This is a genomic window from Plantimonas leprariae (assembly GCF_008802405.1).
Classification (GTDB): Bacteria; Pseudomonadota; Alphaproteobacteria; order Rhizobiales; family Rhizobiaceae; genus Plantimonas; species Plantimonas leprariae.
This window is the reverse complement of the sequence record NZ_VZDO01000004.1, coordinates 193,536-216,874: the sequence shown is the minus strand read 5'-3', so window position 1 is coordinate 216,874 and position 23,339 is coordinate 193,536. Positions and strand designations below refer to the sequence as shown.

Sequence of the window (23,339 nt, the reverse complement as noted above, 5' to 3'; positions counted from 1 at the left end):
GGCGAGCCGGCGTTTCCCCGCGCCGGCTCCAAGGTTGCCGTTCTGCCGCCTCAGTACGACACGAGCAAGGAATTTCCTTGCTCCTTGAAGACCGGCTTGACCTTCAGAAGCGCAGCCGCGCGGCGGATGATGGCGCCCGCGGTCGGCGCGGCGTTGGCGGCGGCCTGCGCGTTCGATTTGCCTTCTTCCACCTGCGGATCGTCGACCACCACCAGCACCACGTAGCGCGGCGCGTCGATCGGGAACGAAGCGAGATAGGCGTTGAACTTCTTGTTGCCGCTGTAGCGGCCGTTCACGACCTTCTCGGCCGTGCCGGTCTTGCCGCCGACGCGGTAGCCGCTGACCTGCGCCGACCGGCCGGAGCCGCGCTCGCCGTTGAGGTCGTAGAGGTAGCGCATCTCGTCGCTGACGCGTTTCGAGACGACCTGTGTCTTCAGCTTGTCGGCCTCCTCCTTCGTGCGGGTGAGGAAGGTCGGCGGGATCAGGTAGCCGCCGTTCATCAGCGCGACCGCCGCGACCGCGGTCTGCAGCGGCGTCGTCGCGACGCCGTGGCCGTAGGAGGCGGTCATCGAGTTGATCTTTTTCCAGACCCGCGGCTGCGTCGGCGTCGCCACTTCGGGCAGCTCGGTCTTGAGGCGCGACAGGAGGCCCATGCGCGTCAGGAACGCCTGATGGCCCTCGATGCCGACGAGATCCGCCTCGTGCGCCGAGCCGACGTTGGACGAATACTGGAAGATTTCCGGCACCGAGAGCGGCCGGTGCTTGGAGTGGAACTCCTTGATCGTGAAGCCGCCGACGCGGAACGGGTTCGTCGGGAACACGGTGTTCAGCGTCACCTTGCCGGAATCCAGCGCCATCGCGGTGGTAAAGCTCTTGAAGGTCGAGCCCATCTCGAACACGCCCGCCGACATGCGGTTCAGGTTCTCCTTCTTCAACGCTTCCGCCGGCTGGTTCGGATCGTAGTCCGGCATGGAGGCCATCGCGAGGATCTCGCCGGTATCGACGTCGATGATGACGCCGCCGGCGGCGATCGCGCGGTAGCGCTTCATCGCGGCGGCCAGCTCGTCGCGCATGATGTGCTGGACGCGCAGGTCGATCGACAGCTTGACCGGCGCCATCTCGCCGCCGGCGAGGCCGAGGTTCTGGATGTCGCGCAGGCCGGTATCGTCGATGTACTTCTCCATCCCGGCGATGCCTTGGTTGTCGACGTTCACCGCTCCGATGATGTGAGAGGCGGTGTTGCCGCCCGGGTAGAAGCGCCGCTTCTCCGTGCGGAAGCCGATGCCGGGGATGCCGAGCTCGAAGATCTGCTGTTGCTGCTTCGGCGTCAGCTCGCGCTGCAGCCAGGCGAACTTCGCGCCGCTGGTCAGTTTGGTGCGGAGCTGCTTCGGGTTGAGGTCCGGCAGGACGCCGGTCAGGAGTTCCGTCGCCTCGTCGGCGTCGACGATGCGGTTCGGCTCGGCGAAGAGCGAGGCGGTCTTGATGTCGGTCGCCAGCACCTCGCCGTTGCGGTCGATGAGGTCGGGACGGTCCGCCACCACCTGCCCGAAGGCGCGGTAGCCGCCGTCGTCGGCGGGCGCGACGCCCCACCAGACCAGCCGGCCGCCGATCACCGCGTAGATGCAGCAGAAGGCCGTCATCGCGATGGTGAAGCGGCTCTTGTTCCGGACCTTCTCCGACATCGGTCGCGCGTCGGCCTTCGCCGACGAACGGCGGGAGCCCGGCAGGCGCAAAGTCAGCGGCGACACGGCAAGACGGGCGAGCGGCGCGAAAGACGGCTTCGGGAGCTTCATCTCAGCGCACCTTGGTCTTCGAGGCTTCGGCATAGCCGCCGAGCGAGGCGGTGGGGCTCGGCACGATGTCGATCGGCACGGCCGGCAGCTCCTCCGGCTCGATGATCTGCTGCGGCTGCACAGGCTCCAGCGCGAGATCGCCCTTGAAGGCCTCGGCCAACCGCTGCAGGCGGTCGGGCTGATTCAGGAGGCTCCAGTCGGCGTCGAGCAGCGAGATCGTTTCGCGCTCGAGCTGCGCCTTGCGATCGAACGAGGCGACCTGCGCCTCGAGCGACTCGGCCTCGTACTTGACCTTGAAGGTCCACGCGGCGGCCGTGACCATCAAGGCGACGAGGATGATGTCGATCGTCTTCAACACGGCGGTCAGGCTCCGGAGAACGGCAGGGCGGCGAGCGAAGGCAGCGCCGCGAAATCGAGAGGGTCGGCGGCGTCGCGCGGCGGCTCGGCGGTACGGGTGCCGAAGCGAAGCTTCGCCGAGCGAGCCCGCGGATTGCCGGCGCATTCGGCTTCGCCGGCGGCGAGCGCACGGTTGCGCGCCTCGAAGGTCAGCGCCTTCGCCGGCACGTCGGGCATATGCCGAGAGGCCGAAGGGGCTTCGGAGCGGTCGCGCAGGAAGCGCTTGACGATGCGATCCTCAAGCGAATGGAACGACACCACGACGAGCCGGCCGCCGGGTTTCAGCACGCGCTCCGCGCCGACCAGCGCCCGCGCCAGCTCCCCGAGCTCGTCGTTGACGAAGATGCGCAGCGCCTGGAACACGCGCGTCGCCGGGTCGATCCGGTCGCCGGGAGCCCGGCCCACCGCCTTGCCCACCACGCCGGCGAAATCGAGCGTGCGCTCGAACGGCCGCTCCCCACGGCGGGCCTCGATCGCGCGGGCGGCGCGCCCGGCATGCCGCTCCTCGCCGAGGAAGCTGAAGACGCGCGCGAGGTCGCCGGGCTTCATCCGGTTCACCACGTCGGCCGCGGTCGGCCCATGCCCGCCCATGCGCATGTCGAGCGGCCCGTCCTTGGCGAACGAGAAGCCGCGCTCGGCCTGATCGAGCTGCATGGACGAGACGCCGATGTCGAGCACGACACCGTCGACCAGCCCGCCCGGCACGCGGTCGGCGACGAGGTCCGCCAGCTCGCCGAAGCGGCCGTTCACGGCGGTCATGCGGTCTGGAAACGCCCTCGCCGTCCGGTCGGCCTCGGCGAAGGCGTCCGGGTCGCGGTCGATCGCGACGAGGTTCGCACCGCGTGAAAGGATGGCGCGGCTGTAGCTGCCGGCCCCGAAGGTGCCGTCGACCACCGTCTCGCCGATCTTCGGGCGCAGCGCCTCCAGCACCTCGGCCAGCATCACCGGAATATGCGGGACGCTGCCGTCGTGCGTTTCCACGTGCAATTCGCCGCGATGTTCCATCATTCGACCCGCCCGGAGCCGGACTTGCGGGCCGCCAGCAGCCGCGCCCGCGCTTCCGCCCGGTGCGCCTCGAACCGGTCCGGCTCCCAGAGCTGAAAGAACTGGTTGCGGCCGACGAAGGCGACGCGATCCGCGATCCCCGTGTGGGAGCGGATGAAGTCCGTCACCGTGATGCGCCCTTCCGGATCGACCTTCAGGAAGGTGCCGTCCCCGTAGGCCAGCAGCGAAAGGTCGGCGTAGGTCTCGCCAAGCGGATCCTCCGCCGACATGCGCGACTCGTAGCGCTCCAGGAGGTCCGAGCCGCCGACGTCGATCGCCGGGTCGCCAAGCGACTGCATGCCGTAGAAGTCGCGGAAACCGCGCGCCGCCATCACTTGGCGGAAACCCGACGGGATGGACACCCTGCCCTTCGCGTCGATGCCGAGAACCGAATTGGAAAGGAATCGATCCATCCGACGATGCGCCCGCCCCTTCGATCGAACGCCAGCGCGCGTCGCGTCGATTGCGGCCGCCAGCCAAACGGACGCGATGCACCGAAGCGCGGAACGCTGCCGTTCCGTCGCCACCGGCTGCGATCACGCCGGAGTTGCACTGTTTGCCTGATGAAAGGGAGCGTTCAGCCTCCCCTCGAACTGGCGGCAGGGTTAACATGGGGCCATATGGGCGTCAATGGGACGGCGCGCCCCGCCACGGGCGGCGGGGTTCGAAGACATCCATAAATCGTTAAACTTAACAATGCGTTGATAAGTGGCGCCGGAAGGGGATCGGCCCCAACTTCACGCAAGCTTCGCCTAGTGGAAGTCGATCCTGTCCGCTGCTGCGACCGACGTGTTGCGGAGGCGGGAAATCATCGCCCCACAGTGACTTGCGCCGCTTTTCGTCCACATCGCATCATTCGAGATTGTCGCGCAGGAGTTGCAACGGTTCCGAGCGAACGAAATGATTTGAAGGCCGGCGATGGTCGAAGTCAGCCGGCCTGTAAGCCGGGTTCTGTCGATGGCCGAAGCCACCGGGCGACCATTCCTCTGGGACGGCGCTCGCGCGCCGCCTCGAGCAACCCACCCGGACGACCGGCCCGGAGAAGGGCTGGCAGCCGGAGCCGCCGCGTCGTCCCTATTCGGTCTTGCTCCCGGTGGGGTTTGCCGTGCCGCTCCCGTTGCCGGTCGCGCGGTGGGCTCTTACCCCACCTTTTCACCCTTACCCCGGCAGGCCGAGGCGGTTCGTTCTCTGTGGCACTTTCCCTGGGGTCGCCCCCGCCGGGCGTTACCCGGCACCGTTTCTCCGTGGAGCCCGGACTTTCCTCCCCCGCCGCCTTTCGGCATGTGACGGGAGCGGCCGCCCGGCCGGCTGACGCGGGCTCCCGTGCCGGTTCGAGGCCGCGAAGTCAACGGCCAAGCGCGCCGTCCGGCTCGATCCGAAGCCACGGCCAGCGCGCCCGGTAGTCCGCCGCCTTCGCCGCGAACAACGCGGCAGGGCTGCCGCTCTTCGGATTGGGCCGCAGGATGCCGGCGCGAAGATCGGCGAGGCCGTTCGGCGCGTAGATAGCGCCGCTGCGCACGTCGATGCCGACGCAGGTACAGGCGACAAGGTACCGGTCGATCCCGTCGCAGCAGTCGCGGAGCGGCTCCCTCCGATGCCCGAACCGACCCTCGTACCAGAGATGCACGCGGGCTTGGTTCTTCACGTCCACCGCGATGCCGAGATCGGCGACGGCATCGTGTACCCGGCGGACGACGGCGTCCTCCGCCTCGAACGAGAGGTCGGAACCGTCGTGATAGAAGATGTCGTAGTCCCTGATCCCGTGCTCGGGCGGGAGGCCGGAGAGGCGGTTCCAGAACGACTGGAACAGGCAGCCCGCCACGAGGAAGCAGTCGTCCAGCCCGAGCCGGCGCAGGCGAACGAGCAGTTCGCGATTGCGGCGATTGTCCCGGACGGCAGCCAAAAACTCCGAGTCTGCTTCCATGCCGATTCCCGAACCGATGCGAACCCGTATCCTCGTATCGCGCCGGAGGCTCGTGCTAGGGGGACTCGATGCCTACCCCCTCTACGTCGCGTCCGAAGCCGCATCATCTGCTGGCCGCCTTCTGCACGGGCTGCCTGCTGACGTTAATGGTCTACCTGAACGGCGAGCTGGCCCGCTTCGGCGGAGCGATGTTCGCGTCATGGACCGCGCATGGCGTCGGTCTTCTCGCTGCCGCGGCATTCCTCGCGCTTGCGTTTCGCAGCCGGAGACGCGGAGCGGGCACCGCATCGAAGGCGCCCGTCTGGGCCTGTCTCGGCGGCCTTTCCGGTGCGGCGACGGTTCTCGCGACATCGACCGCGGTGAACAGCCGGATCGGTCTTTCCGGAACGCTCGCGCTCGGCCTCGCGGGACAGGCCCTTTTCGCCCTCGCGGCGGATCGCTGGGGCCTCTTCAGCCTGCCAGTGCGAAAGCCCGACCGCTTCGACGCGCTGTCGCTCGTCCTCATTCTCGCAGGCAGCGCGCTGATCATCCTTTTCGCGCGGATCGCGTGATGAGCGGTCCGATCCTGCTGGCTTTCATCGGCGGCCTGCTCGTCGGTCTCAGCCGTCAGCTCAACGGCCGCCTCAGCCTTTCCACCTCGCCGATGATCTCGTCGTTCTGGAACCATGCCGTCGGCTTCGTCGCGCTGACGCTGGTCGGCCTGCTGGCGGGCGGTCTGGTGCCGGCCGGCGCGGCGGGCACGCCCTGGTACGCCTATCTCGGCGGCCCGATCGGCGTCGTCTTCGTGGCCGCGGGAAGCTGGGTGATCGCGCGGGTCGGAGCGCTCAACACGGCGCTGCTCGTGATCGCCGGACAGATGGTCTCGGGCGTCGCCTTCGATTTCGTCCGCGACCGGTCGCCGGCATTCTGGGCGAGCGCGGCCGGCGTCGCGCTGATCATCGCCGGCATCCTCGTCACCCGCCGGCGCGGCTAGGCGACCGGAGGCAGCGCCTGCAGCAGCCGGTGCAGCGTCGCGACGGTCGAGACGTCGGCGACGCCGTCCACCCGCTCGGGGCGGAAGTGGCGCTGGAAGGCGAGCGTCGCGAAACGCGTCGCCTCGTCGAAACGCGCCGTCCGCTCGACCTCGTAGCCATAAAGCACCAGCAGTTCCTGCCAAGCGTCCACCGGCGCGCCTTCGTCGCCGAGCGCGAGGAAGCGGCTGCCGCGGATCGGCTCCGGCTGGACCAGATGCCCGATGCCGGCGGCGTGCAGCCGGTCCCAGGGAAAAAGCTCGCCCGGATCCTGCTTCCGGCTCGGCGCGGTGTCGGAATGGGCGAGCACGTTGCGCGGCTCGATCGGCCAGCGCGACAGGATACCTAGGCAAAGCGCGACGATCCGGCTGACCTGGGCGTCCGGAAAGGCGCGGTAGCCGAACTCGTGACCGGGATTGACGATCTCGATGCCGACCGAGCGCGAGTTGATGTCGGCCCTGCCCTGCCAGCTTCCCGCACCGGCATGCCACGCCCGCTCGGTCTCCGGCACGAACTGCACGATGCGTCCGTTCTCGTGGACGAGGTAGTGGCAGGAGACCTGCGACACCGGCATGGTCAGCCACTTCGCGGCCTTCTCGCCGTCTTCCATGCCGGTGTAATGCAGTAGCAGGATATCCGGGCCGGCGCCGCGCCGCTCGTTGCGGTTCGGCGAGGGCATAACGAGATCGACGAGGTCGGTATCCGGCGTCACGCCGCGGCCCGGGCCTTCGCGACGCTCTCGTAGGCGGCGTTGATCGCCTTCATCCGCTCGGTGCCGATCGCCATGAACTCGGCCGGCACGCCCCGCGCCGCCAGCCGGTCGGGATGGTTCTCGCGCACGAGTTCGAGATAGCGCGCGCGGATCGCCGGTAGGGTGTCGTTCGGGGAAACGCCGAGCACCGCGTAGTCGCCGGCCGCGCCGTGCGCGACGTGCCGGTTCTCCACCGCCGCGAACTCGCGCTCGGACATCTCGAACACCGTCGCGATGCGGCGCAGGAATTCGAGTTCGCGCTCGTGCAGGATGCCGTCCGCCTTGGCGATGTGGAACAGCCCGTCCAGCACGTCGGAAAGAAGCTGGCAGTGATGCTCGCCCTCGCCGCAGAGCGTCGTCATCCGCGCGGCGTAGGCTTCGAAGCCGGCTGTATCCTGCTTCGCAAGATCGTAGAGCCGGAAGACGTTGCGCATTTCCTCCGGCGGAATTTGGAAGATGCTGCGGAAGGCCGCCACCTCCGACGGCGCGACGATGCCGTCCGCCTTCGCCATCTTGGCGGACAGCGCGATCATCGCGACGGAGAACGACACCCGCCGGCGCGTCTCGCGGTCACCGCTGAAGAGGGTATGGACACACTCGAACAGCGCTTCCAGCGTGGAGACGCTCCGCGACCCGATGGCCTGCAGGATCGCTCCGACGCCGTCCGCCAGCGCCCGGCCGGCCGACGGTCGATCCGCGACGCGCCGCCCCTCTTGCATCAGATCGGTCATGGCACGGCTCTTATCACGCGCGGTCGCGCGGGCGCCACGGCGATTTCGGCGAACCCCTCGTTCACCGACCCGCGCCGCCGTGCACGAAAACGCCCGGCGCGGATGCGCCGGGCGTCGTATGCATCGTCTGTCGTGTCGAGTTTTACTGGGCCGGGGGCGTCGTGCCGCCGGCGCCGCCGGTCGCGCCGCCCGAAGGCGCCATCGCGCCGCCAGTGGTGGCGGGCGGGGTCGTGGTGGTGGTGGCCGGAGGCGTCGTGGTTGCGGACCCGCTCGCCGCGGGCGGCGTCGTGTTCGTCGCCGGCGGAGTGGCGGTGCTGCTGCTGTTGTCCGAGCAGGCGCCGAGCGCCAGGAGAGCGGCAGCGCCGATGGAAAGTCCAAGCTTCTTCACGTCTGTCTCCAATCCTCTCTTCATTTGCCTGACGCGACAACCGCGCCGGTTCTTTGCGTCTGACCGCAACGGATCACGGAAAGTTCAATGCCGTGACGTCCGCTTCGTTCCGACTTCGACGAAGTCTGCTTAAAAATGGAGCGGAGGTTGCGAACGGCCAGTGCAGCCGTCGACTTATGGTAAACGGCCGTTAACCCTGCTGTGGGAGTATGCGGCCATTGATGGTGTCGCGCTGGGGGCGCGGACGGGGACGTATCGCGCATGGTGTTGCGTTGGGCTATCGGACGGCCGGGTGCGTATGCGGCCCTGGCGCTGTGGGCGGCGCTGCTCCCGGCGGGCGGCTGTACCTCCACCACGCTGGACCCGGTCGCTCTCGGCCTCGACGGCCACGCGGGCACGAGCCCGGAGGACTACCCGGTCCACGGCATCGACCTCTCGAAATACCAGGGCGACGTCGACTGGCCGGCCGCGAAGAAGGGCGGCGTCGCCTTCGCCTATCTGAAGGCGACGGAGGGCGGCGACCGGGTGGACGCGAAGTTCGCCGAGAACTGGGCGGCGGCGCGTGCCGTCGGCATGCCGCGCGGCGCCTACCACTTCTTCTACCATTGCCGGACGGGCAAGGAGCAGGCGCGCTGGTTCATCGCCAACGTGCCTCGCGACCCGGACGCCCTGCCCCCGGTGCTGGACGTCGAATGGACGCCGGACTCCCCCACCTGCACCAAGCGGCCGCCGCGCGACGACCTGATGCGCGAGATGCAGGACTTCCTCGACACGGTGGAGAAGTACTACGGCGTCCGTCCGATCCTCTACGTGCCGATCGACGTGCATCGCGACCGGCTGGTCGGGGCGTTCCCGCGCTACGAGTTCTGGCTGCGGGCGGTGAAGGACCATCCGAGCGCCGTCTACGAGGGGCGACCGTTCCGCTTCTGGCAATGGACGGCGACCGGCACCGTGCCCGGCGTTTCCGGCGAAGTGGACCGCAACGCCTTCTCCGGTTCGCGGGCCGACTGGACGAAGTGGCTGGGCGCGCGGCGTCCGCGCCGCAGCTGAGCGTCCTATCTTGGGGCGGCCATCTTGCCGCCGCTAACGTCCGGCGATACCGAGGGAAATCGGACAAGCCGCCGTTGGGACCCTCGTTCATGCTCACCCTTCGCCCCCTCGCCCTCGCCTTCGCGCTCTTTTCGGCCTCGACGGCGCTCGCGCAGGAGCAGAAGACGGCGCAATGCGGCGGCGACTTCACCGCCTTCGTCGACGGCGTGAAGGCGGAGGCGATCGCGGCCGGCATCTCGCAGGACGCCGTCGAGCGTTCCGTCGCGCGCATGCGCATCGACGAGAAGGTGCTGGCGCGGGACCGCGGGCAGAAGGTCTTCACCCAGACCTGGGGCGAGTTCGCCGGCCGCATGGTCAACGGCTACCGGCTGAAGCTCGGCAAGCAGAACCTGCAGAAATACGCCGCCGTCTTCGACAAGGTCGAGGCCGAGACCGGCGTGCCCGGCCCGGCGATCGCCGCCTTCTGGGGTCTCGAGACCGACTACGGCGCGGTGCTCGGCGATTTCGACACCTTGGCCGCCCTGTCGACGCTGGCGCACGACTGCCGTCGCCCGGACCTTTTCCGCCCGCACCTCATTGCGGCGATGCGGGTGGTCGACTCCGGCTACCTGCAGCCGGAGCAGATGAAAGGCGCCTGGGCCGGCGAGCTCGGCCAGACGCAGATCCTGCCGGAGGAATACGTGAAGTTCGGCACGGATGGCGACGGCAACGGCTCCGTCAACCTCCTGACCGATTCGCCCGATGTGCTGGCGACGACGGGCAAGTTCATGGCCTCGCTCGGCTGGCAGCGCGGCGAGCCCTGGCTGGAGGCGATCCGCCTTCCCGCCGACTTCCCGTGGGACCGCGCCGCGCTCGCCAACAAGGAGCCGCGAGCTGAGTTCTCCAAGCTCGGCGTGACGAAGGCGGACGGCTCGGCGCTGGAAAGCGACGGCATTGAGGCCTCCATCCTCCTGCCGATGGGCAAGAGCGGTCCGGCCTTCCTCGCCTTCAAGAATTTCGACGTGTTCCTCGAATGGAACAACTCGCTCGTCTACTCGCTGACCGCCGGCTACTTCGCGACCCGGCTCGCCGGAGCCGAGCCGGTCGACATGGGCAGCCCGGAGCCGGGCCTCTCCTTCGATTCGATGAAGTCGCTGCAGGAGAAGCTCGCCGCCAAGGGCTACGAGGTCGGCAAGGTGGACGGCATCCTCGGCGGCGCGACGCGCGAGGCGGTGCGCCAGGAACAGCGGCGGCTCGGCATGCCGGCCGATGGCTGGCCGACGGACGCGCTGCTCGCCGCTATGTGAACGGCACTTCCAACCGGCTCGCGATGTTCCCATATCCTCCGCGCGGCCGCGATCGGCGTGGCGCGACGGAGAACAGGCTTCGATGAGTTCCACCTATGCCGATCGTCCGTTCGACGCGATGGCGCAGGCGGACCGGATGCGCCGGGTGCAGCGCATCGCGCGGATCGCCCGCCTGATGGACACGGCCGTCCATGTGCCCTTCGTCGGCGTCCGCTTCGGGCTGGACAGCGTCATCGGCCTCGTTCCCGGCATCGGCGACGCGGCGGGCGGCCTGGTCGGCCTTTACATCATCAACGAGGCGCGCAAGCTCGGCATGCCGAAGCAGAAGCTCCTGAAGATGGTCGCCAACGTCGCGCTCGACGCGGCGGTCGGCTCGGTGCCGGTGGCCGGCGACGTGTTCGACGTCTACTTCAAGTCGCACCGCCGCAACGCCCAGATGGTGCTCGACCACTTCGGGGATAGCGGCAGCCGGATCGACCCCGATTCGATGAAGGACATCACGCCGAAGCGCTGAGGGCCATCAGTCGGCCATCGTCTCCAGGCTGGCATAGCCCTGCGGGGCGTCGCCGGCATCGAATGGCGTTTCGACCTCGACGAACGTGTCCGGGTAGAAGCCGTTGAAGCGGGTGCGCAGAGAAAGCGAGTAGGCCCCGATATGGCCGATCTCGATCCAGTCGCCGGTGTCGACGGTTTCCGGCAGCCAGAACGGCCGCGACAGGATGTCGACCGAATCGCAGGTCGCGCCGCAAACGCGAAATGCGGTGACCTGGGCGGGGTCGCCGTTGCGCGTCTTCCGCGCCGGGTCGGGGATGAAGCGCGCCGGCAGCGTGATCTTGCCCGTCCACGAGTCGGATAGCGACGCCCAGATGCCATCGTTGATGTAGAGCCGGCGGCCTTTCCGCAGCAGCACGCGCACGATCAGCGAGAAGGCGCGGGCCACGACGACGCGGCCCGGCTCGGCGACGAGCGGCACGTCCTCGAAGCCCCACGCGGCGATGTCGGCGCGCAGCCGTTCCATGATCTCCGGCAGCGCCGGCATCTCGGGCTTCCGGCGGCGCGGATCGTGGCCGTATTCGGCGGGAAAGCCGCCGCCGACGTCGAGGCCGGCGAGCGTCACGCCGGCCCGCGCGCGCACCCAGTCGGCCGAGGCGAGCGCCCGCTCGTAGGTTTCCGGGTCCTCGATCTGCGAGCCGACGTGGAAGCAAAGGCCGACCTTGAAGCCGATCCGCTCGCAGCGCTGCAGCAGCTCGACGGCATGGGCGGGCGCCGCACCGAACTTCTTCGACAGCTCGTAGGCGGCGTGACCCTTGGTGGCGAGGCGGATGAACAGCGTGATGGTCGAGGGGTCGAGATCGAGCGCGCGCACGATGCGCAGGATCTTCGCGACCTCGTCCTCGTGGTCGAGCGACAGGGTGCGGATGCCGTAGGTCTGCAGCGCGAGGTTGATGTCGGACTGCGCCTTCACCGGATGCATGTAGAGCATGGCCGCCTGCGGCGCGACGGCGCGCACGGCCTCGAACTCGCCAGGTGAGGCGACGTCGAAAGTCGCGACGCCGGCTTTCGCCAGCGTTTCCAGCACCATGCGCTCGCCGTTGGTCTTCACCGCGTAGGCGGTTTCGCCGGGAAAGGCCGCCATGAACGCCTTCGCGTCGGCCGTCAGCACTTCCGGGCGGAAACAATAGACCGGCGCATCGGGACGAAGCGTCAGGGCTGCGTCTTTCGCGCTGGTGAATCGCTGCATGATTGCTCTATCCGCCCCTTGCGGGAAGCACCCGAACCGACGCCTCCCCTCCGTGGCGATGCGCTCGCACGCGACGGCGTTACATGCAACCCGGCTGCGCCGAATCGCGACGGTTGCGCGAGCGCGCGATGCCGCGCCCGGAAAAGCCGGCTGACAAAAATCTTCGGGCCGTCAAAGCCCCATCGGATCTGTGGATTTCCGCGCGAGATAGCCCGTGGCGCGTCCTGAACACGAAATGTCGTCTTTACGAACCGGCAACATTCGTTAATCTCTCGTTATCGCAAGAGGAGGACGCATGCATCTGACACGGTCTCTGAACGTCCTGATGATGTCGGCTGCTTTCGCCTTCGTGGCGGCGGCGGTGATCGGAGTTCTGCCGTAGAGGCTCGGCGCGTTTCGCGCGAGACATGCGAGGGCCGGAAGCGGTAGCGCTTCCGGCCCTTTTTCCGTCGAGGCCTCGGCCTACTCGGCGGCCGCGAGAGCCGGCACCACGGCGACGGCGGTCTTCGGCCGCAGGCCGAGGATGTGGCAGATCGAATAGACCAGATCGGCCCGGTTCATCGTGTAGAAATGGAAGTCGCGGAAGCCCCGGTCGGCGAGGTCCAGCACCTGCTCGGCGCAGACCGCGGCGGCGACGTGGCTGTGCGTCTGCGGGTCGTTCCCCAGCCCTTCGAAGCGCGCGGCGAGCCAGTTCGGCACGGTCGCGCCGCACCCCTGCGCGAAGCGCGAGATCTTTGCGAAGTCGTGGATCGGAGCGATGCCCGGCACGATCGGCACGTAGATGCCCGCGCGGCGCACGCGCTCGACGAAGCGCTCGAACACGTCGTTGTCGAAGAAGAACTGCGTGATCGCGCGGGTCGCGCCGTTGTCGATCTTGCGCTTCAGAAGGTCGATGTCCGTCGCGAAATCCGGACTTTCGGGATGCTTCTCCGGATAGGCGGACACCGAGACCTCGATCGTCGGATCGATCGCCTTCAGACCCGCCACGAGATCGGCCGAGCTCTGGTAGCCTTCCGCATGGGCCGCGTAGGGCGAGCCCGCGCCGTTCTGGCTGTCGCCGCGCAGCGCCACGAAATGCTTCACGCCCGTCGTCCGGTATTGGCGGATCACCGCGTCGATGTCGGCACGGCTCGCATCGACGCAGGTCAAGTGCGCCGCCGGCACGAGATCGCTCTCATCCAGGATGCGCTTCACGGTCTGGTGCGTGCGCTCGCGGGTCGAGCCGCCGGCCCCGTAGGTCACTGACACAAAGTCCGGCGACAGCGGCTGCAGGCGCTCGATGGCGGCCCAGAGCCCCTCCTCCATCCGTTCCGTCTTCGGCGGAAAGAACTCGAAGGACACGCGCAGCTTCTCGCGGGCGGGGGGAACTTGCGGCATGGCTGTCAGACTCGCTCGGGCTGGGCGGCGGAAGATGCGTCGGCAGCGATGGTACGCCGCCGATCCTGCGCAACGGTGACGACGACCGTCAACCGTTCGGGGCACTCGACACCCGGCACGAGGAGGCGCCAAGCCACGACGTCGAGTTCGGCCTCGCCCAGATAGCCGGCAAGCGTTTCCTGCGAGAAGCCGAGGCGGACATGCGCCTGTTCCTCGCGGAGGAACTCCAGCCCGTGCGGGGCGAAATCGACGATGGCGAGGCGCCCCGCCGGTCGCAGCATGCGCGCGGCCTCGCGCACCGCGGCGCCCGGGTCGTCGAGATAATGAAGCACCTGATGCAACGTGACGAGGTCGAAGCTGCCATGCGCCAGCGGCAGGGAGTAGGCGTCGCCCTGCCGCACCTGCGCGTTGGCGATGCCGGCCGCGTCGAGCTTGGCGCGGGCGACCTGCAGCATCTCGCGCGAGGCATCGACGCCGACGATCCGCGCCGCGCGAGGCGCCAGGAGTTCGAGCAGCCGCCCGGTGCCGGTGCCGACATCGAGGACGTCGCCGAGCGTCTCCTCGCCGAGGGCTTCTAGCAGCGCGGCCTCGACGTCGGCATCGGCGACATGGAGGAGCCGCAGCCTGTCCCACCGCTCCGCGTTGCGGGCGAAGTAGTCTGCGGCCCGCGCCGCGCGCTCGCGCCGGATCGCTTCGAGGCGATCAAGATCGCGCGCCAGCATCGGATCGTCGCCAGCGATGCGTCCGACGACGGCGCGCGTCAGCGTCGCCACGTCCAGCGCATCGGCGGAGCGGAAATAGGCCCAGGCGCCTTCCTGATATCGCGTCAGCACGCCGCATTCGACGAGGAGGCGCAGATGCCGCGAGATGCGCGGCTGCGACTGGCCGAGAATGCTCGTCAGGTCGGAAACGGTCAGGTCGTGGCTGGCCAGCAGGCGAACCAGCCGCAGGCGCGTCGGCTCGCCGAGCGCTTTCAGCACTTCGATCGAAGCGGCGAACGAGAGCTTCGAGGTATCCAGCATTCCACGCTCGATAGATGATATAAAGATATCTTTATATGTTTCTCGAAGCGTGGGCAAGCCGCCGTTCGGTCGCGTTGACGTCGACGCGGCTCCGGGCAAGAACGCGGTCATGCAGGAAGATCAAGCCGGCCTTCGCGACGGGGAAGTCCTTTTCGCCAGCCTCGACCACGCCGCATCGGGCGATGCGCGGCTGCGCTTCATCGGGCGGATCCGCTCGGATTGGCGCGAGCGGTCGTCATGCCCGAAGAACGTCCGCGAGGCGCGGGAGCGTGGCGGCGGGTCGCCGCTCGTCGAGGTCCTGCCGCCGTTCCGCGAGGGCCTTGCCGATCTCGGGGACGGCCAATGGCTCATCCTCCTCACCTGGCTCGACCGGGCGCGGCGCGACCTCGCCCTGCAGCGGCCGCGGCATGCGGACCGCGCGCTCGGCACCTTCTCGCTGCGCTCGCCGGTGCGCCCGAATCCGATCGGCCTGCATCTCGTCCGCGCGCTGCATATCGACGCCCCCGCCGGACGCATCACCCTCGACGCCGTCGACGTGCTCGACGCAACGCCGCTCCTCGACATCAAGCCCTTCATCGGCAGCGTCGACGTGCCGCCTCCCGGTGAAGCGTGAGCCGCCGATGACGACCGAGCGCCAGCGGTCGATCGCCAAGCTCCTGACGGCGACCATCCCGCGCGTGCCGTTCATTGACGCCGAGGCTATCCGTGCCGCCGCGGCGGCGCGGCACATGCGGGCGCTGTCGCCCGGCGCGGCGTTGTGGCTGGCGATCGTCGCGCATATTCGCCACGCCCACACCGATTACGACGCGCTGATGGACGAAGGCTACGACCGCGACGCGGCCCGCTTCTTCGTGGTGGACGCGATCAACGCCACGCTCGACCATTGGGGCTCGACGCGCCGCCTCGAACCCGAGGCCGACGAGGACGAGCCGATGCCGTCATCGGACATATAGCCATTGTTCCGGCAGGCGGGCCTCGAACCCCTCTCCGGTCCGCACGCGGCCCGGCTTCTCGACCCAGGCGACGAGCCCGCGCCGGTGGCGTGCCGCTTTGACGAAGCCGGTCTCGATCTCGCCGCGCCCCTCGCAATGCCGAGCGATGCTGCGACCCGACGCCCGGCACGGCGCGTTGTCGCCGTCGACCTTCAGCGTCCCGCCGCCTTCGAAGAACAGCAGCGTGCGGGGCGGCAGCCAGCTCAGCTGGGGTATGCCTTCGACCAGCACGTTGCCGCCGATCCATTCCGGCTTGATCTCGGGGATGCCCAGATCGGCCGCGGCGGCCGCCAGCTCGTCCATCGCCAGAAGCGTCAGTTGCCGCTCGTTCCGCATCTCCGTTCCGCGCCGGTACCACGGCTCACGCCCGCCGGAGCGGCGCGTCGCGCCGCCGTGGACGTCGCCGGCGATGCCCTCGAACGAGAGGTCAAGCTCGTCGACCGGGTTGGTGACGAAATCCTTCGCCGTCGCGCGGTAGAGGCCGGTGACGATCCCCTGCAGCTTCCGGCGCGGGAGGCGTCGCCTCGCCTCAGGCATCCGGCCCTTCGTAGAGATGCGGCCGTTCGTTCGATTTCAAGTCCACCGTCGCGGCGCGCGGGCCGGGCTTGAACGTCACGACCCGCCAGACGTAGATGCCGACCGCCGCGATCACCACGGCGTTCGACACGGGTCCGACATAGCTTTCGATCGCCTCGTACTGTTGCCCCATGAGGTAGCCGGCGAGCGCCAGGCCGGCCGTCCAGATCAGGCTGCCGACGGCCGAAAGCAGGAGGAAAAGGCCGAACGGCATGCGCGCCAGACCGGCTGGCACGGAGATCAGCGTGCGCACGGTCGGCACCAGCCGCCCGAAGAACACCGCCCACCAGCCCTTGCGCAGGAACCAGCGGTCCGCCGCCTCCACGTCTTCCGGCGTCATCGTCAGCCAGCGGCCGTAGCGGGCGGCGAGCGCGACGATCCGCTTCTCCCCGATCGCGTATCCCAGCCAATACCAGGGGATGATGCCGAGCACCGAGCCGACGAGGCCAGCCGCGATGACGACGACGATCGACATCTCGCCCAATGCCGCCTGGTAGCCCGCCAGCGGCATGATCAGCTCGGACGGAATGGGCGGGAAGATGTTTTCCAGGAACATCAGCAGCGCGATGCCGGCCGGCCCCAGCGTTTCCATGAGGTGTCTGACGAAGACATCCATGCCAGCGCCGCCTTCCGTTCGTTGGAGGTCCGATGAACCGCCCCGCGGCCCTATCGCGTGGCGGAGACCGCCGCCACGATGTGGCGGCCGAGTTCCTTCGCCGTGTAGGGCTTCTGCACGATCTGGCAGCCATGCCATTCGGCATCGACGCCAGTGCGGCCGTAGCCGGTGGCGAAGACGATCGGGACGCCCCGCGCCCGCAACCGCTCGGCGACGGGATAGACCTTGTCGCCGCCGATATTGACGTCGAGAACCGCGAAATCGATCTGCGGCAGGGCGGCCGCCATCTCCAGCGCCCGGTTGAAGCGCATGGCGACGCCGACGACCTCGCAGCCGAAATCGTAGAGCATGTCTTCGAGCTGCATCGCCACCAAGGATTCGTCTTCGACCGCGAAGACTTTCAGGCCCGTCAGCGCTTTCGGCGCCGTCACGCCTTCCTGGTCGTCAGCCTGCAACTTTTCCTACCTCGTCGAGGGCGATGTCGAAGCGGCAAATGAAACCGGTCGCCGCCAAATCAAGAGCGAGCGTTCCATCGAGTTCGCCCTCGATGATCCGGCGGAGCGTGCGCATGCCGAAGCCGCGCGACCAGTCGGCCGGCGCCGAGCCGTTGCCGTCCTCCCGCCATTCGAACCGCAGGCGGTCGCCGTCATCCGGATCGACGCTCCAGCCGACCGAGAGCGAGCCCTCCTCCATCGCGAGCACGCCGTACTTGACCGCGTTGCTGGCGAGTTCGTGGAACACCATGGACAGCGCGATCGCGGCGCGGGGCGTCAGCCCGATCGCGGGCCCGGCCACCGCTACGCGATTTTCGCCGAAGGCGGCGATCTCCTGCCGTAGCAGCGTTTCCAGCCCGATCTCTTCCCAGTGCCGGTCGCTGAGGATGTCGTGGACGGCGGACAGAGCCTTGATGCGCGCCTCGAAGGCCGCGAGGCCGGCGCTGTCGGCGTCGCGGAACGAGCGGCGCGCGATCGACTGAACCGTCGACAGCGTGTTCTTCACGCGGTGGTTCAACTCGTCCAGGAGAAGCTGCAGGCGATGCATCGCCAGATACTGGTCGGTGCGATCGGTGCCCTGCACGAAGACGCCCGTCACCGTGCCGACGCTATCGAAGATCGGTTGGCAGCGGAGGTCGATGAACACTTCCCGCGCCGGCTCCTTCCCGCCGCCGATCACCACGCGGATGCCCTCGCCGGCCTTCGGCTTGCCGCTGCGGAAGACGATGTCGAGCCATTCGACGACATCCTCGCCTTCCGGAAAGAGGTCCGGGAAGATTTCCCGCACCGCGCGTCCCTTCAGCGGCCGGTCGCCGGCGAACGCCTTATAGGCGTCGTTGGCGAATGCGAGGAGATGGTCGGCGCCCTCGAACACCGCGATCATCCCCGGTGCCTGCGCGAAAAGGCGGCGGAACTCCTCGCTTTCCGCGAGGGTATCGCGATAGGCGCGCTCGGCCTCGCGGGCGCGCTGCAGCATGTCGAGACTACCGCCGTCGGCCCCAGCCCGGGAATGGACGAGTTCGGTCACGTCGACGGTGTTCTGGAGGACGAAGGCGGTGCCGCCGTCCGGGCCGCGCAATGGCGTGTGGACGGCCGTCCAATACCGGGTCTCGGTCCCGCCGCCTTCCGCCTCGGGACGCGGGATCGCGTAGGGAATGAAGGCGATGGTGTTGCTCTTGCCGGTATCGAGCACGGACTGCAGCGACCGTCGCAACCGCTGCCCCTCCTCACCGTCGTTCGGGAAGAGCTCGAACAGGTTGTTGCCGATCAGCCGCTCGGGCGCCAGCTTGACCACGTCCGAGTAGGCGCGGTTGGCGGCCACATAATTGAACCGGGCGTCGAGCACCATGTAAGGGCTTGGGATCGAAGCGAAGAGGCTTTCGAAATCGATCACGGCATGCGCTGTCCCGAAAGGCAACTCGGACGGTCTTGGAACAAAAGACTGCTCTTTTGCGGGCGGTCCGATGCGGCCGGAAGGCGCACCGGCGCCTTGCTGTTCGATCGCATCGGGTATCCGGACCCGTCAGCGGCATTCTGAAGCGCGGCCATCCGAAGTGAAGGGTGGCCAGCTAAAAAAGCTGTGAGTCCTTCGTCAGCGCGTCAGCCGCTTATAGGTCGGCCGTTTCGGGTTGACAGCCTCCGGGCCCAGCCGCCGGATCTTGTCCTCCTCGTAGTCGGCAAAGTTGCCTTCGAACCATTCGACGTGGCTGTCGCCCTCGAAGGCGAGGATGTGCGTCGCGAGCCGATCGAGGAACATGCGGTCGTGGCTGATGACCACGGCGCAGCCGGCGTAATCCTCCAGCGCGTCTTCAAGCGCCGCCAGCGTCTCGGTGTCGAGGTCGTTCGTCGGCTCGTCGAGGAGGATGACGTTCGAGCCCGACTTCAGCATCTTCGCCAGATGCACGCGGTTGCGCTGGCCGCCGGACAGGGTTCCGACCTTCTGCTGCTGGTCGGTGCCCTTGAAGTTGAAGTTGCCGACGTAAGCCCGAGAATTCATTTCGTATTTCCCGAGCTTCAGGATGTCGACGCCGCCGGAGATCTCCTCCCAGACGTTCTTCTTCCCGTCGAGGTCGTCGCGGCTCTGGTCGACATAGCCGAGCGAGACCGTGTCGCCGACCGCCACCTCGCCGGCGTCCGGCTGCTCCTGCCCGGTGATCATCTTGAACAGGGTCGACTTGCCGGCACCGTTCGGCCCGATGATGCCGACGATGCCGCCGGGCGGCAGCTTGAACGACAGGTTCTCGATGAGGACGCGGTCGCCGTAGCTCTTGGTGATGTTGTTGACCTCGATCACCTTCTGGCCGAGCCGCTCGCCGGTCGGGATGACGATGCGGCCATCCGCCGGCCGGCGCTGATCGGCCCGCTCGACAAGGTCGAGATAGGCCTGGATACGCGCCTTGGACTTCGTCTGCCGGGCCTTGGCGCCCTGCTGCATCCATTCGCGCTCGCGCGAGATGGCGCGCTGGCGGTTGTCGTCCTCGCGGCCCTCCTGCGTCATGCGCTTGGCCTTCTTGTCGAGGTAGGTCGAGTAGTTGCCCTCGTAGGGCACCCCTCGGCCGCGATCGAGCTCGAGGATCCAGCCGGTGACGTTGTCGAGGAAGTAGCGATCGTGCGTCACCATCAGCACGGCGCCCTCGTAGTCGCGAAGGTGCTTCTCCAGCCAGGCGATCGTCTCGGCGTCGAGATGGTTGGTCGGCTCGTCGAGGAGCAGGATGTCCGGCTTCGACAGGAGGAGCTTGCACAGCGCGACGCGGCGCTTCTCGCCGCCGGACAGGGTCGAGACGTCGGCATCCTTCGGCGGGCAGCGCAGCGCCTCCATCGCCATCTCGACCTGCGGTTCGAGGTCCCAGAGGTTCTGCGAGTCGATGATGTCCTGGAGCTTCGCCCCCTCCTCGGCCGTCTCGTCCGAGTAGTTCATCATCAGTTCGTTGTAGCGGTCGAGGATCGCCTGCTTGTCGGCGACGCCCTCCATGACGTTCTCGAAGGCGGTCTTCGATTCGTCGAGCTGCGGCTCCTGCGGCAGGTAGCCGACCGTCGCGCCTTCGGCGGCCCAGGCCTCGCCGGTATATTCCTTGTCCTCGCCGCTCATGATCTTCAGGAGCGTCGACTTGCCCGACCCGTTCGGCCCGAGGATGCCGATCTTGGCGCTCGGGTAGAAGGACAGGTGGATGTCGTCGAGGATCTTCTTGTTGCCATAAGCCTTCTTCAGGCCCGACATATGGTAGACGAACTGGCGAGCCATGGCGCGCGAGGAACTCCGAATCCGGATGGATGAGGAAAAGCTGCGGCGTAACTAAGCGATCCGGGGCCAAGCCGCAACAGATCGGCAGCCGCGCCAAAGAATCACGGTATGGCGAGGATCGGTCATCCGGACAGACGAGCGATCAGCGCCGGCAGCAGCGGCACGGCGACGAAGACGACCGGTGTCGCGATCGCGGCCGCCACGATCGCCACGCGCTGACGCACCCCCATCTGCACGAGAACCGTCGAGACGAGCAGCGCAACCGCGAGCGCGGCGAGGAACAGGATGAGGAGTCTGGCGACCGTCACCGGATCATCCCTGCATTACCGTCCGGCATCGTCGCCGACCCAAGGTTGCCGAACTAGCGTCATCCAATCAGCGTCCGTTTTCGACGCCCGGAAGCCGTAGCGCGCATAGAGTTCGTGCGCGTCCGCGGTCGTCAGCGTCCAGTGCGTGACGGTTGCGAGTTCGGGGTGACCCAGAATCGCCGCGATCAGCGCCTTGCCGAGGCCCAGGCCGCGAGCGGCCGGATGAACGAACACGTCGCCCACATGCGCGCGAAGCGCATAGTCGGTCAACACCCTGGCGAAACCCGACTGTTTCTCGTCCGGCGCGTAGACGCCGAAGCAGAGACAGTTCGACCAGCTTCTTTCGGTCAGCCACGCCGGACGCCCTTCCGCCCAATACGCGTCGGCGAGCGAGGCGTGAACGAAGCCCATGTCGATGCGCGGCCGCTCGTCGCTGACCACGTAGCCGTTCGGGAGTTCGACGACGTGGGGCTTGTCTGAAACCCGCGGCGAAAGTGCCGGTGCATCGGACCGCGGCATTTCTACTGCAGCCCAGCCGCATCCACCACGCCGCCGGGGCACCCCGCTTTCGTCGGGCGCGCGGCGCGCAGCAGCGCGGGAAGGTCCGGCGTCGCGCCGACCTCGCCGCCGAGGCCGATCGTGAGTTCCGTCACGAGCCGGCGGTCGCCGTCGTTGCGGCAGGCGATGCGGACGCGCTCGCCCGCCCCGTTCCCGAAGGCCTGGTCGAACGCGCCGCGGATTTCCTCGGCCGTCACGTCCTTCCCCACCCGATCCGCGAAGAGCTTCGCGACCGGCGAAGCGTTCACCGCGTCGAGCAGCGCCAGCGTTTCGGTGAAGTAGCCGTCGGCGTTCCGGCCGTAGCAGGTGCCGTGGCGCGCCCATTCATGGCGGTCGAGGAAGGATTGCGTGCCGGGCATCGCCGCTTCCAGCCGGCGGCGCGTCTCGGCGGAAAGCTCGGGCGCCGGCAGGCTCTGCCAAGCCGGCGACTTGTCCTTGTCCTTCAGGCCGGCGGCCGCGCCGCAATACTGCTTCGACCGCGGTTGCGGCCAGAGGCCGTGCAGCGAGAAGCGCGACGCGTCGGCGCGATCCGCCGTCTGCGAGCGGCATTCCGGCTTGTTCGATTGTCCCTCGCAGAAGGCCGGTTGCCAACTGATCGCCAGGATGTTGCGCGTCGACACGGTGGAGTCGGACGACGACTTTGCCCCGGTGGAAGCGGCGGCTCCGACCGAGGCGACGCGTTCGCCGCAGTCGCGCTCCACCCAGCGGCGGTTCGGCGAGACGTCGGGAATCTCGATCAGGTAGTGGCTGGCCGGCTGCTTGTTCTCGGCGACGAACCTGTAGGCGCGGTCGACCGTCAGCGTTGCCGGCTGGACGCCGTCGCCGCCCCGGATGGACTGGGTCGCCTCGCAGGCGCGCTTCGCAATGAAGTACCCCTCGCCGGACGCCTGCTGCGCCCCCGCCTGCCCCGACGCGGCAAACATCGCGGCGAGCGCCAGAACCCATTTCATCCGCGACTTCTCCTTGTCGGAACAGACCGGAAACATTTCCGAGTCGCGGCGATTTGGCAAGGCGTCGCCGGCCACGAAAACCGGCGCTTGCGCCGATCGAAGCAGCCGGCGAAGACTGCGTCGGACTTTCCGCGAGTTGCGCCCGTGTTCGACCATCGCTTCAGCCTCGACAGCCCGACCGGCGCGCTGCTCAACGTCTTTCGCGCCGACGCCCGCGCGCACGAGCGCGGCATCCTCCTCGTCTTCCACGGTCTCGCCGAACATGCCGAGCGCTACGGGCGCTTCGCCGGCGAGATGGCGGAGCGTGGCTTCCATGTCTACGCACACGACCACCGGGGTCACGGCTCGACCACCGCGTCCGACGCGCCGCTACGCCGCTTCGCCAAGCGCGACGGCGCAGCGAAGGTCGTCGGCGATTGCCGCGCGGTGTTCGATCGGGCGCGGGCCGAGCACCGGCGCGGCCTGCCGATCATCGTCTTCGGCCATTCGATGGGCGGGCTCGTGGCGCTGAACTTCGCCCTCCGGCTCGGCCCGCAGCTTGCCGGCCTCGCGATCTGGAACGCCGATCCAGCCTTCGGCTACCGCGAGCGGCTGGGCGTCGCCGCGCTGAAGGCGGAGCGCGCCCTGAAGGGCTCCGACGTCGCGAGCGATCTGTTCGCGCGCTCGACCTTCCAGGCCTGGGCGCGGAGCGTCGAGAACCGCCGGACGGACGGCGACTGGCTGAGCCACGACGAGGCGCAGGTCGACCGCTATCTGAACGACCCGCTCTGCGGCTGGACGCCGACGAACTCGATGGCGCTCGACGTCCTGGAACTCATCCGCGGCGGCTCGACCGAAGCCGCCTGGGCCGCCCTGCCGGATGGGCTTCCGGTTCACGTGCTCGGCGGAACGGAGGACCCTGCGGCGCGTCGCGGCGAGGCGGCGCACGCCCTCGCCGGGGGTCTCCGCCACGCCGGCAGCCGCGACGTGACGCTTCTGGTGCAGGAGGGCGCGCGCCACGAGACGCTGAACGAGATCGAACCGATCCGCGCCGCCGCGCTTGGCAGCTTCGAACGGTGGCTGGACCGCATCGCACCGGAAGGTTGATCGCC

27 protein-coding genes and 1 other RNA gene are annotated in these 23,339 nt (G+C 68.3%); 8 read left to right on the top strand and 20 right to left on the bottom strand.

Annotated elements, in window-relative coordinates; translation table 11 throughout:
• Window positions 1–50 precede the first annotated feature (50 nt).
• From F6X38_RS07465 to F6X38_RS07440, 6 genes are all read right to left on the bottom strand, one after another.
• Window positions 51–1,793: a peptidoglycan D,D-transpeptidase FtsI family protein gene (locus F6X38_RS07465; protein ID WP_150968970.1), complete on the bottom strand. Its 1,743-nt coding sequence runs from the start codon at window positions 1,791–1,793 to the stop codon at window positions 51–53.
• 1 nt (window position 1,794) lies between these two features.
• Window positions 1,795–2,151, bottom strand: coding sequence for a cell division protein FtsL (gene ftsL, locus F6X38_RS07460; RefSeq protein ID WP_246191234.1), 357 nt, complete (start codon window positions 2,149–2,151; stop codon window positions 1,795–1,797).
• A 5-nt stretch (window positions 2,152–2,156) separates the two neighbouring features.
• Window positions 2,157–3,197 (bottom strand): 16S rRNA (cytosine(1402)-N(4))-methyltransferase RsmH, encoded by a 1,041-nt coding sequence (gene rsmH / locus F6X38_RS07455; RefSeq protein ID WP_425482827.1) that lies wholly within the window; start codon window positions 3,195–3,197, stop codon window positions 2,157–2,159.
• Window positions 3,194–3,646 carry a division/cell wall cluster transcriptional repressor MraZ gene (gene mraZ / locus F6X38_RS07450; protein WP_150968969.1) on the bottom strand — a complete coding sequence of 151 codons (453 nt, stop codon included), beginning with the start codon at window positions 3,644–3,646 and terminating at the stop codon, window positions 3,194–3,196. The genes rsmH and mraZ overlap by 4 nt, the downstream gene beginning before the upstream one ends.
• Before the next feature lie 511 nt (window positions 3,647–4,157).
• Window positions 4,158–4,545: RNase P RNA component class A (gene rnpB / locus F6X38_RS07445), an RNA gene on the bottom strand.
• A 33-nt stretch (window positions 4,546–4,578) separates the two neighbouring features.
• The gene (locus F6X38_RS07440) at window positions 4,579–5,157 is read right to left on the bottom strand and encodes a nucleotidyltransferase family protein (RefSeq protein WP_150968968.1); all 579 of its coding nucleotides are present in this window, start codon (window positions 5,155–5,157) and stop codon (window positions 4,579–4,581) included.
• A gap of 68 nt (window positions 5,158–5,225) precedes the next feature.
• Here F6X38_RS07440 and F6X38_RS07435 point away from each other — a divergent pair, with 68 nt between their 5' ends.
• Both F6X38_RS07435 and F6X38_RS07430 read left to right on the top strand, forming a co-directional pair.
• Window positions 5,226–5,708, top strand: coding sequence for a DMT family transporter (locus F6X38_RS07435; protein ID WP_150968967.1), 483 nt, complete (start codon window positions 5,226–5,228; stop codon window positions 5,706–5,708).
• Window positions 5,708–6,130, top strand: a complete 423-nt coding sequence (locus F6X38_RS07430) for a DMT family transporter (RefSeq protein WP_150968966.1) — start codon at window positions 5,708–5,710, stop codon at window positions 6,128–6,130. Before F6X38_RS07435 ends, F6X38_RS07430 begins: the two co-directional genes overlap by 1 nt.
• Here F6X38_RS07430 and F6X38_RS07425 read toward each other — a convergent pair.
• From F6X38_RS07425 to F6X38_RS07415, 3 genes are all read right to left on the bottom strand, one after another.
• Window positions 6,127–6,846 carry an N-acetylmuramoyl-L-alanine amidase gene (locus tag F6X38_RS07425; protein ID WP_150969156.1) on the bottom strand — a complete coding sequence of 240 codons (720 nt, stop codon included), beginning with the start codon at window positions 6,844–6,846 and terminating at the stop codon, window positions 6,127–6,129. The genes F6X38_RS07430 and F6X38_RS07425 overlap by 4 nt on opposite strands.
• Window positions 6,847–6,875: 29 nt before the next feature.
• Window positions 6,876–7,649, bottom strand: a complete 774-nt coding sequence (locus F6X38_RS07420; RefSeq protein ID WP_246191233.1) for a J domain-containing protein — start codon at window positions 7,647–7,649, stop codon at window positions 6,876–6,878.
• A gap of 142 nt (window positions 7,650–7,791) precedes the next feature.
• Window positions 7,792–8,061, bottom strand: a complete 270-nt coding sequence (locus tag F6X38_RS07415) for a hypothetical protein (RefSeq protein WP_161992652.1) — start codon at window positions 8,059–8,061, stop codon at window positions 7,792–7,794.
• A 237-nt stretch (window positions 8,062–8,298) separates the two neighbouring features.
• Here F6X38_RS07415 and F6X38_RS07410 point away from each other — a divergent pair, with 237 nt between their 5' ends.
• The 3 genes from F6X38_RS07410 (at window position 8,299) to F6X38_RS07400 (ending at window position 10,887) form a co-directional block, all read left to right on the top strand.
• On the top strand, window positions 8,299–9,087 hold the full coding sequence (locus F6X38_RS07410; RefSeq protein ID WP_150968964.1) for a glycoside hydrolase family 25 protein: 789 nt from the start codon (window positions 8,299–8,301) through the stop codon (window positions 9,085–9,087).
• An 89-nt stretch (window positions 9,088–9,176) separates the two neighbouring features.
• Window positions 9,177–10,373, top strand: coding sequence for a lytic murein transglycosylase (locus tag F6X38_RS07405; RefSeq protein ID WP_150968963.1), 1,197 nt, complete (start codon window positions 9,177–9,179; stop codon window positions 10,371–10,373).
• An 82-nt stretch (window positions 10,374–10,455) separates the two neighbouring features.
• Window positions 10,456–10,887 carry a DUF4112 domain-containing protein gene (locus tag F6X38_RS07400; RefSeq protein ID WP_150968962.1) on the top strand — a complete coding sequence of 144 codons (432 nt, stop codon included), beginning with the start codon at window positions 10,456–10,458 and terminating at the stop codon, window positions 10,885–10,887.
• A 6-nt stretch (window positions 10,888–10,893) separates the two neighbouring features.
• Here the strand turns inward: F6X38_RS07400 and F6X38_RS07395 are convergent, their stop codons facing one another.
• The 3 genes from F6X38_RS07395 to F6X38_RS07385 all read right to left on the bottom strand — a co-directional run bounded on the left by F6X38_RS07395 (window position 10,894) and on the right by F6X38_RS07385 (window position 14,513).
• Entirely contained in the window at window positions 10,894–12,114 is a 1,221-nt protein-coding gene (locus F6X38_RS07395) for an alanine racemase (protein WP_150968961.1), read from the bottom strand.
• A 462-nt stretch (window positions 12,115–12,576) separates the two neighbouring features.
• Window positions 12,577–13,491 (bottom strand): methylenetetrahydrofolate reductase [NAD(P)H], encoded by a 915-nt coding sequence (metF, locus tag F6X38_RS07390; protein ID WP_150968960.1) that lies wholly within the window; start codon window positions 13,489–13,491, stop codon window positions 12,577–12,579.
• A gap of 5 nt (window positions 13,492–13,496) precedes the next feature.
• Entirely contained in the window at window positions 13,497–14,513 is a 1,017-nt protein-coding gene (locus tag F6X38_RS07385) for an ArsR/SmtB family transcription factor (RefSeq protein ID WP_150968959.1), read from the bottom strand.
• A gap of 109 nt (window positions 14,514–14,622) precedes the next feature.
• Between F6X38_RS07385 and tsaA the strand changes: the two genes are divergently transcribed.
• Both tsaA and F6X38_RS07375 read left to right on the top strand, forming a co-directional pair.
• Window positions 14,623–15,126 (top strand): tRNA (N6-threonylcarbamoyladenosine(37)-N6)-methyltransferase TrmO, encoded by a 504-nt coding sequence (gene tsaA, locus F6X38_RS07380; RefSeq protein ID WP_150968958.1) that lies wholly within the window; start codon window positions 14,623–14,625, stop codon window positions 15,124–15,126.
• A 7-nt stretch (window positions 15,127–15,133) separates the two neighbouring features.
• Complete coding sequence (locus F6X38_RS07375; RefSeq protein WP_150968957.1) at window positions 15,134–15,466, top strand: DUF2293 domain-containing protein; 333 nt, start codon at window positions 15,134–15,136, stop codon at window positions 15,464–15,466.
• Here F6X38_RS07375 and F6X38_RS07370 read toward each other — a convergent pair.
• The 8 genes from F6X38_RS07370 to F6X38_RS07335 all read right to left on the bottom strand — a co-directional run bounded on the left by F6X38_RS07370 (window position 15,452) and on the right by F6X38_RS07335 (window position 22,248).
• Entirely contained in the window at window positions 15,452–16,042 is a 591-nt protein-coding gene (locus tag F6X38_RS07370; RefSeq protein ID WP_150968956.1) for an MOSC domain-containing protein, read from the bottom strand. The two genes, F6X38_RS07375 and F6X38_RS07370, sit on opposite strands and share 15 nt — an antisense overlap.
• Entirely contained in the window at window positions 16,035–16,697 is a 663-nt protein-coding gene (locus F6X38_RS07365; protein ID WP_150968955.1) for a DedA family protein, read from the bottom strand. Before F6X38_RS07365 ends, F6X38_RS07370 begins: the two co-directional genes overlap by 8 nt.
• A 50-nt stretch (window positions 16,698–16,747) precedes the next feature.
• Entirely contained in the window at window positions 16,748–17,152 is a 405-nt protein-coding gene (locus F6X38_RS07360; RefSeq protein ID WP_246191232.1) for a response regulator, read from the bottom strand.
• Window positions 17,142–18,584 carry a sensor histidine kinase gene (locus F6X38_RS07355; protein ID WP_150968954.1) on the bottom strand — a complete coding sequence of 481 codons (1,443 nt, stop codon included), beginning with the start codon at window positions 18,582–18,584 and terminating at the stop codon, window positions 17,142–17,144. The genes F6X38_RS07360 and F6X38_RS07355 overlap by 11 nt, the downstream gene beginning before the upstream one ends.
• A 198-nt stretch (window positions 18,585–18,782) precedes the next feature.
• Window positions 18,783–20,432, bottom strand: a complete 1,650-nt coding sequence (gene ettA / locus F6X38_RS07350) for an energy-dependent translational throttle protein EttA (protein WP_150968953.1) — start codon at window positions 20,430–20,432, stop codon at window positions 18,783–18,785.
• Between the two features lie 122 nt (window positions 20,433–20,554).
• Window positions 20,555–20,740 (bottom strand): hypothetical protein, encoded by a 186-nt coding sequence (locus tag F6X38_RS07345; protein WP_150968952.1) that lies wholly within the window; start codon window positions 20,738–20,740, stop codon window positions 20,555–20,557.
• Window positions 20,741–20,755: 15 nt separating this feature from the next.
• The gene (locus F6X38_RS07340) at window positions 20,756–21,301 is read right to left on the bottom strand and encodes a GNAT family N-acetyltransferase (protein ID WP_150968951.1); all 546 of its coding nucleotides are present in this window, start codon (window positions 21,299–21,301) and stop codon (window positions 20,756–20,758) included.
• Window positions 21,262–22,248, bottom strand: a complete 987-nt coding sequence (locus F6X38_RS07335) for a ribonuclease T2 family protein (RefSeq protein ID WP_161992651.1) — start codon at window positions 22,246–22,248, stop codon at window positions 21,262–21,264. Before F6X38_RS07335 ends, F6X38_RS07340 begins: the two co-directional genes overlap by 40 nt.
• Window positions 22,249–22,392: 144 nt before the next feature.
• Here F6X38_RS07335 and F6X38_RS07330 point away from each other — a divergent pair, with 144 nt between their 5' ends.
• The gene (locus tag F6X38_RS07330; protein WP_150968949.1) at window positions 22,393–23,334 is read left to right on the top strand and encodes an alpha/beta fold hydrolase; all 942 of its coding nucleotides are present in this window, start codon (window positions 22,393–22,395) and stop codon (window positions 23,332–23,334) included.
• The last annotated feature ends 5 nt before the right edge of the window (window positions 23,335–23,339 follow it).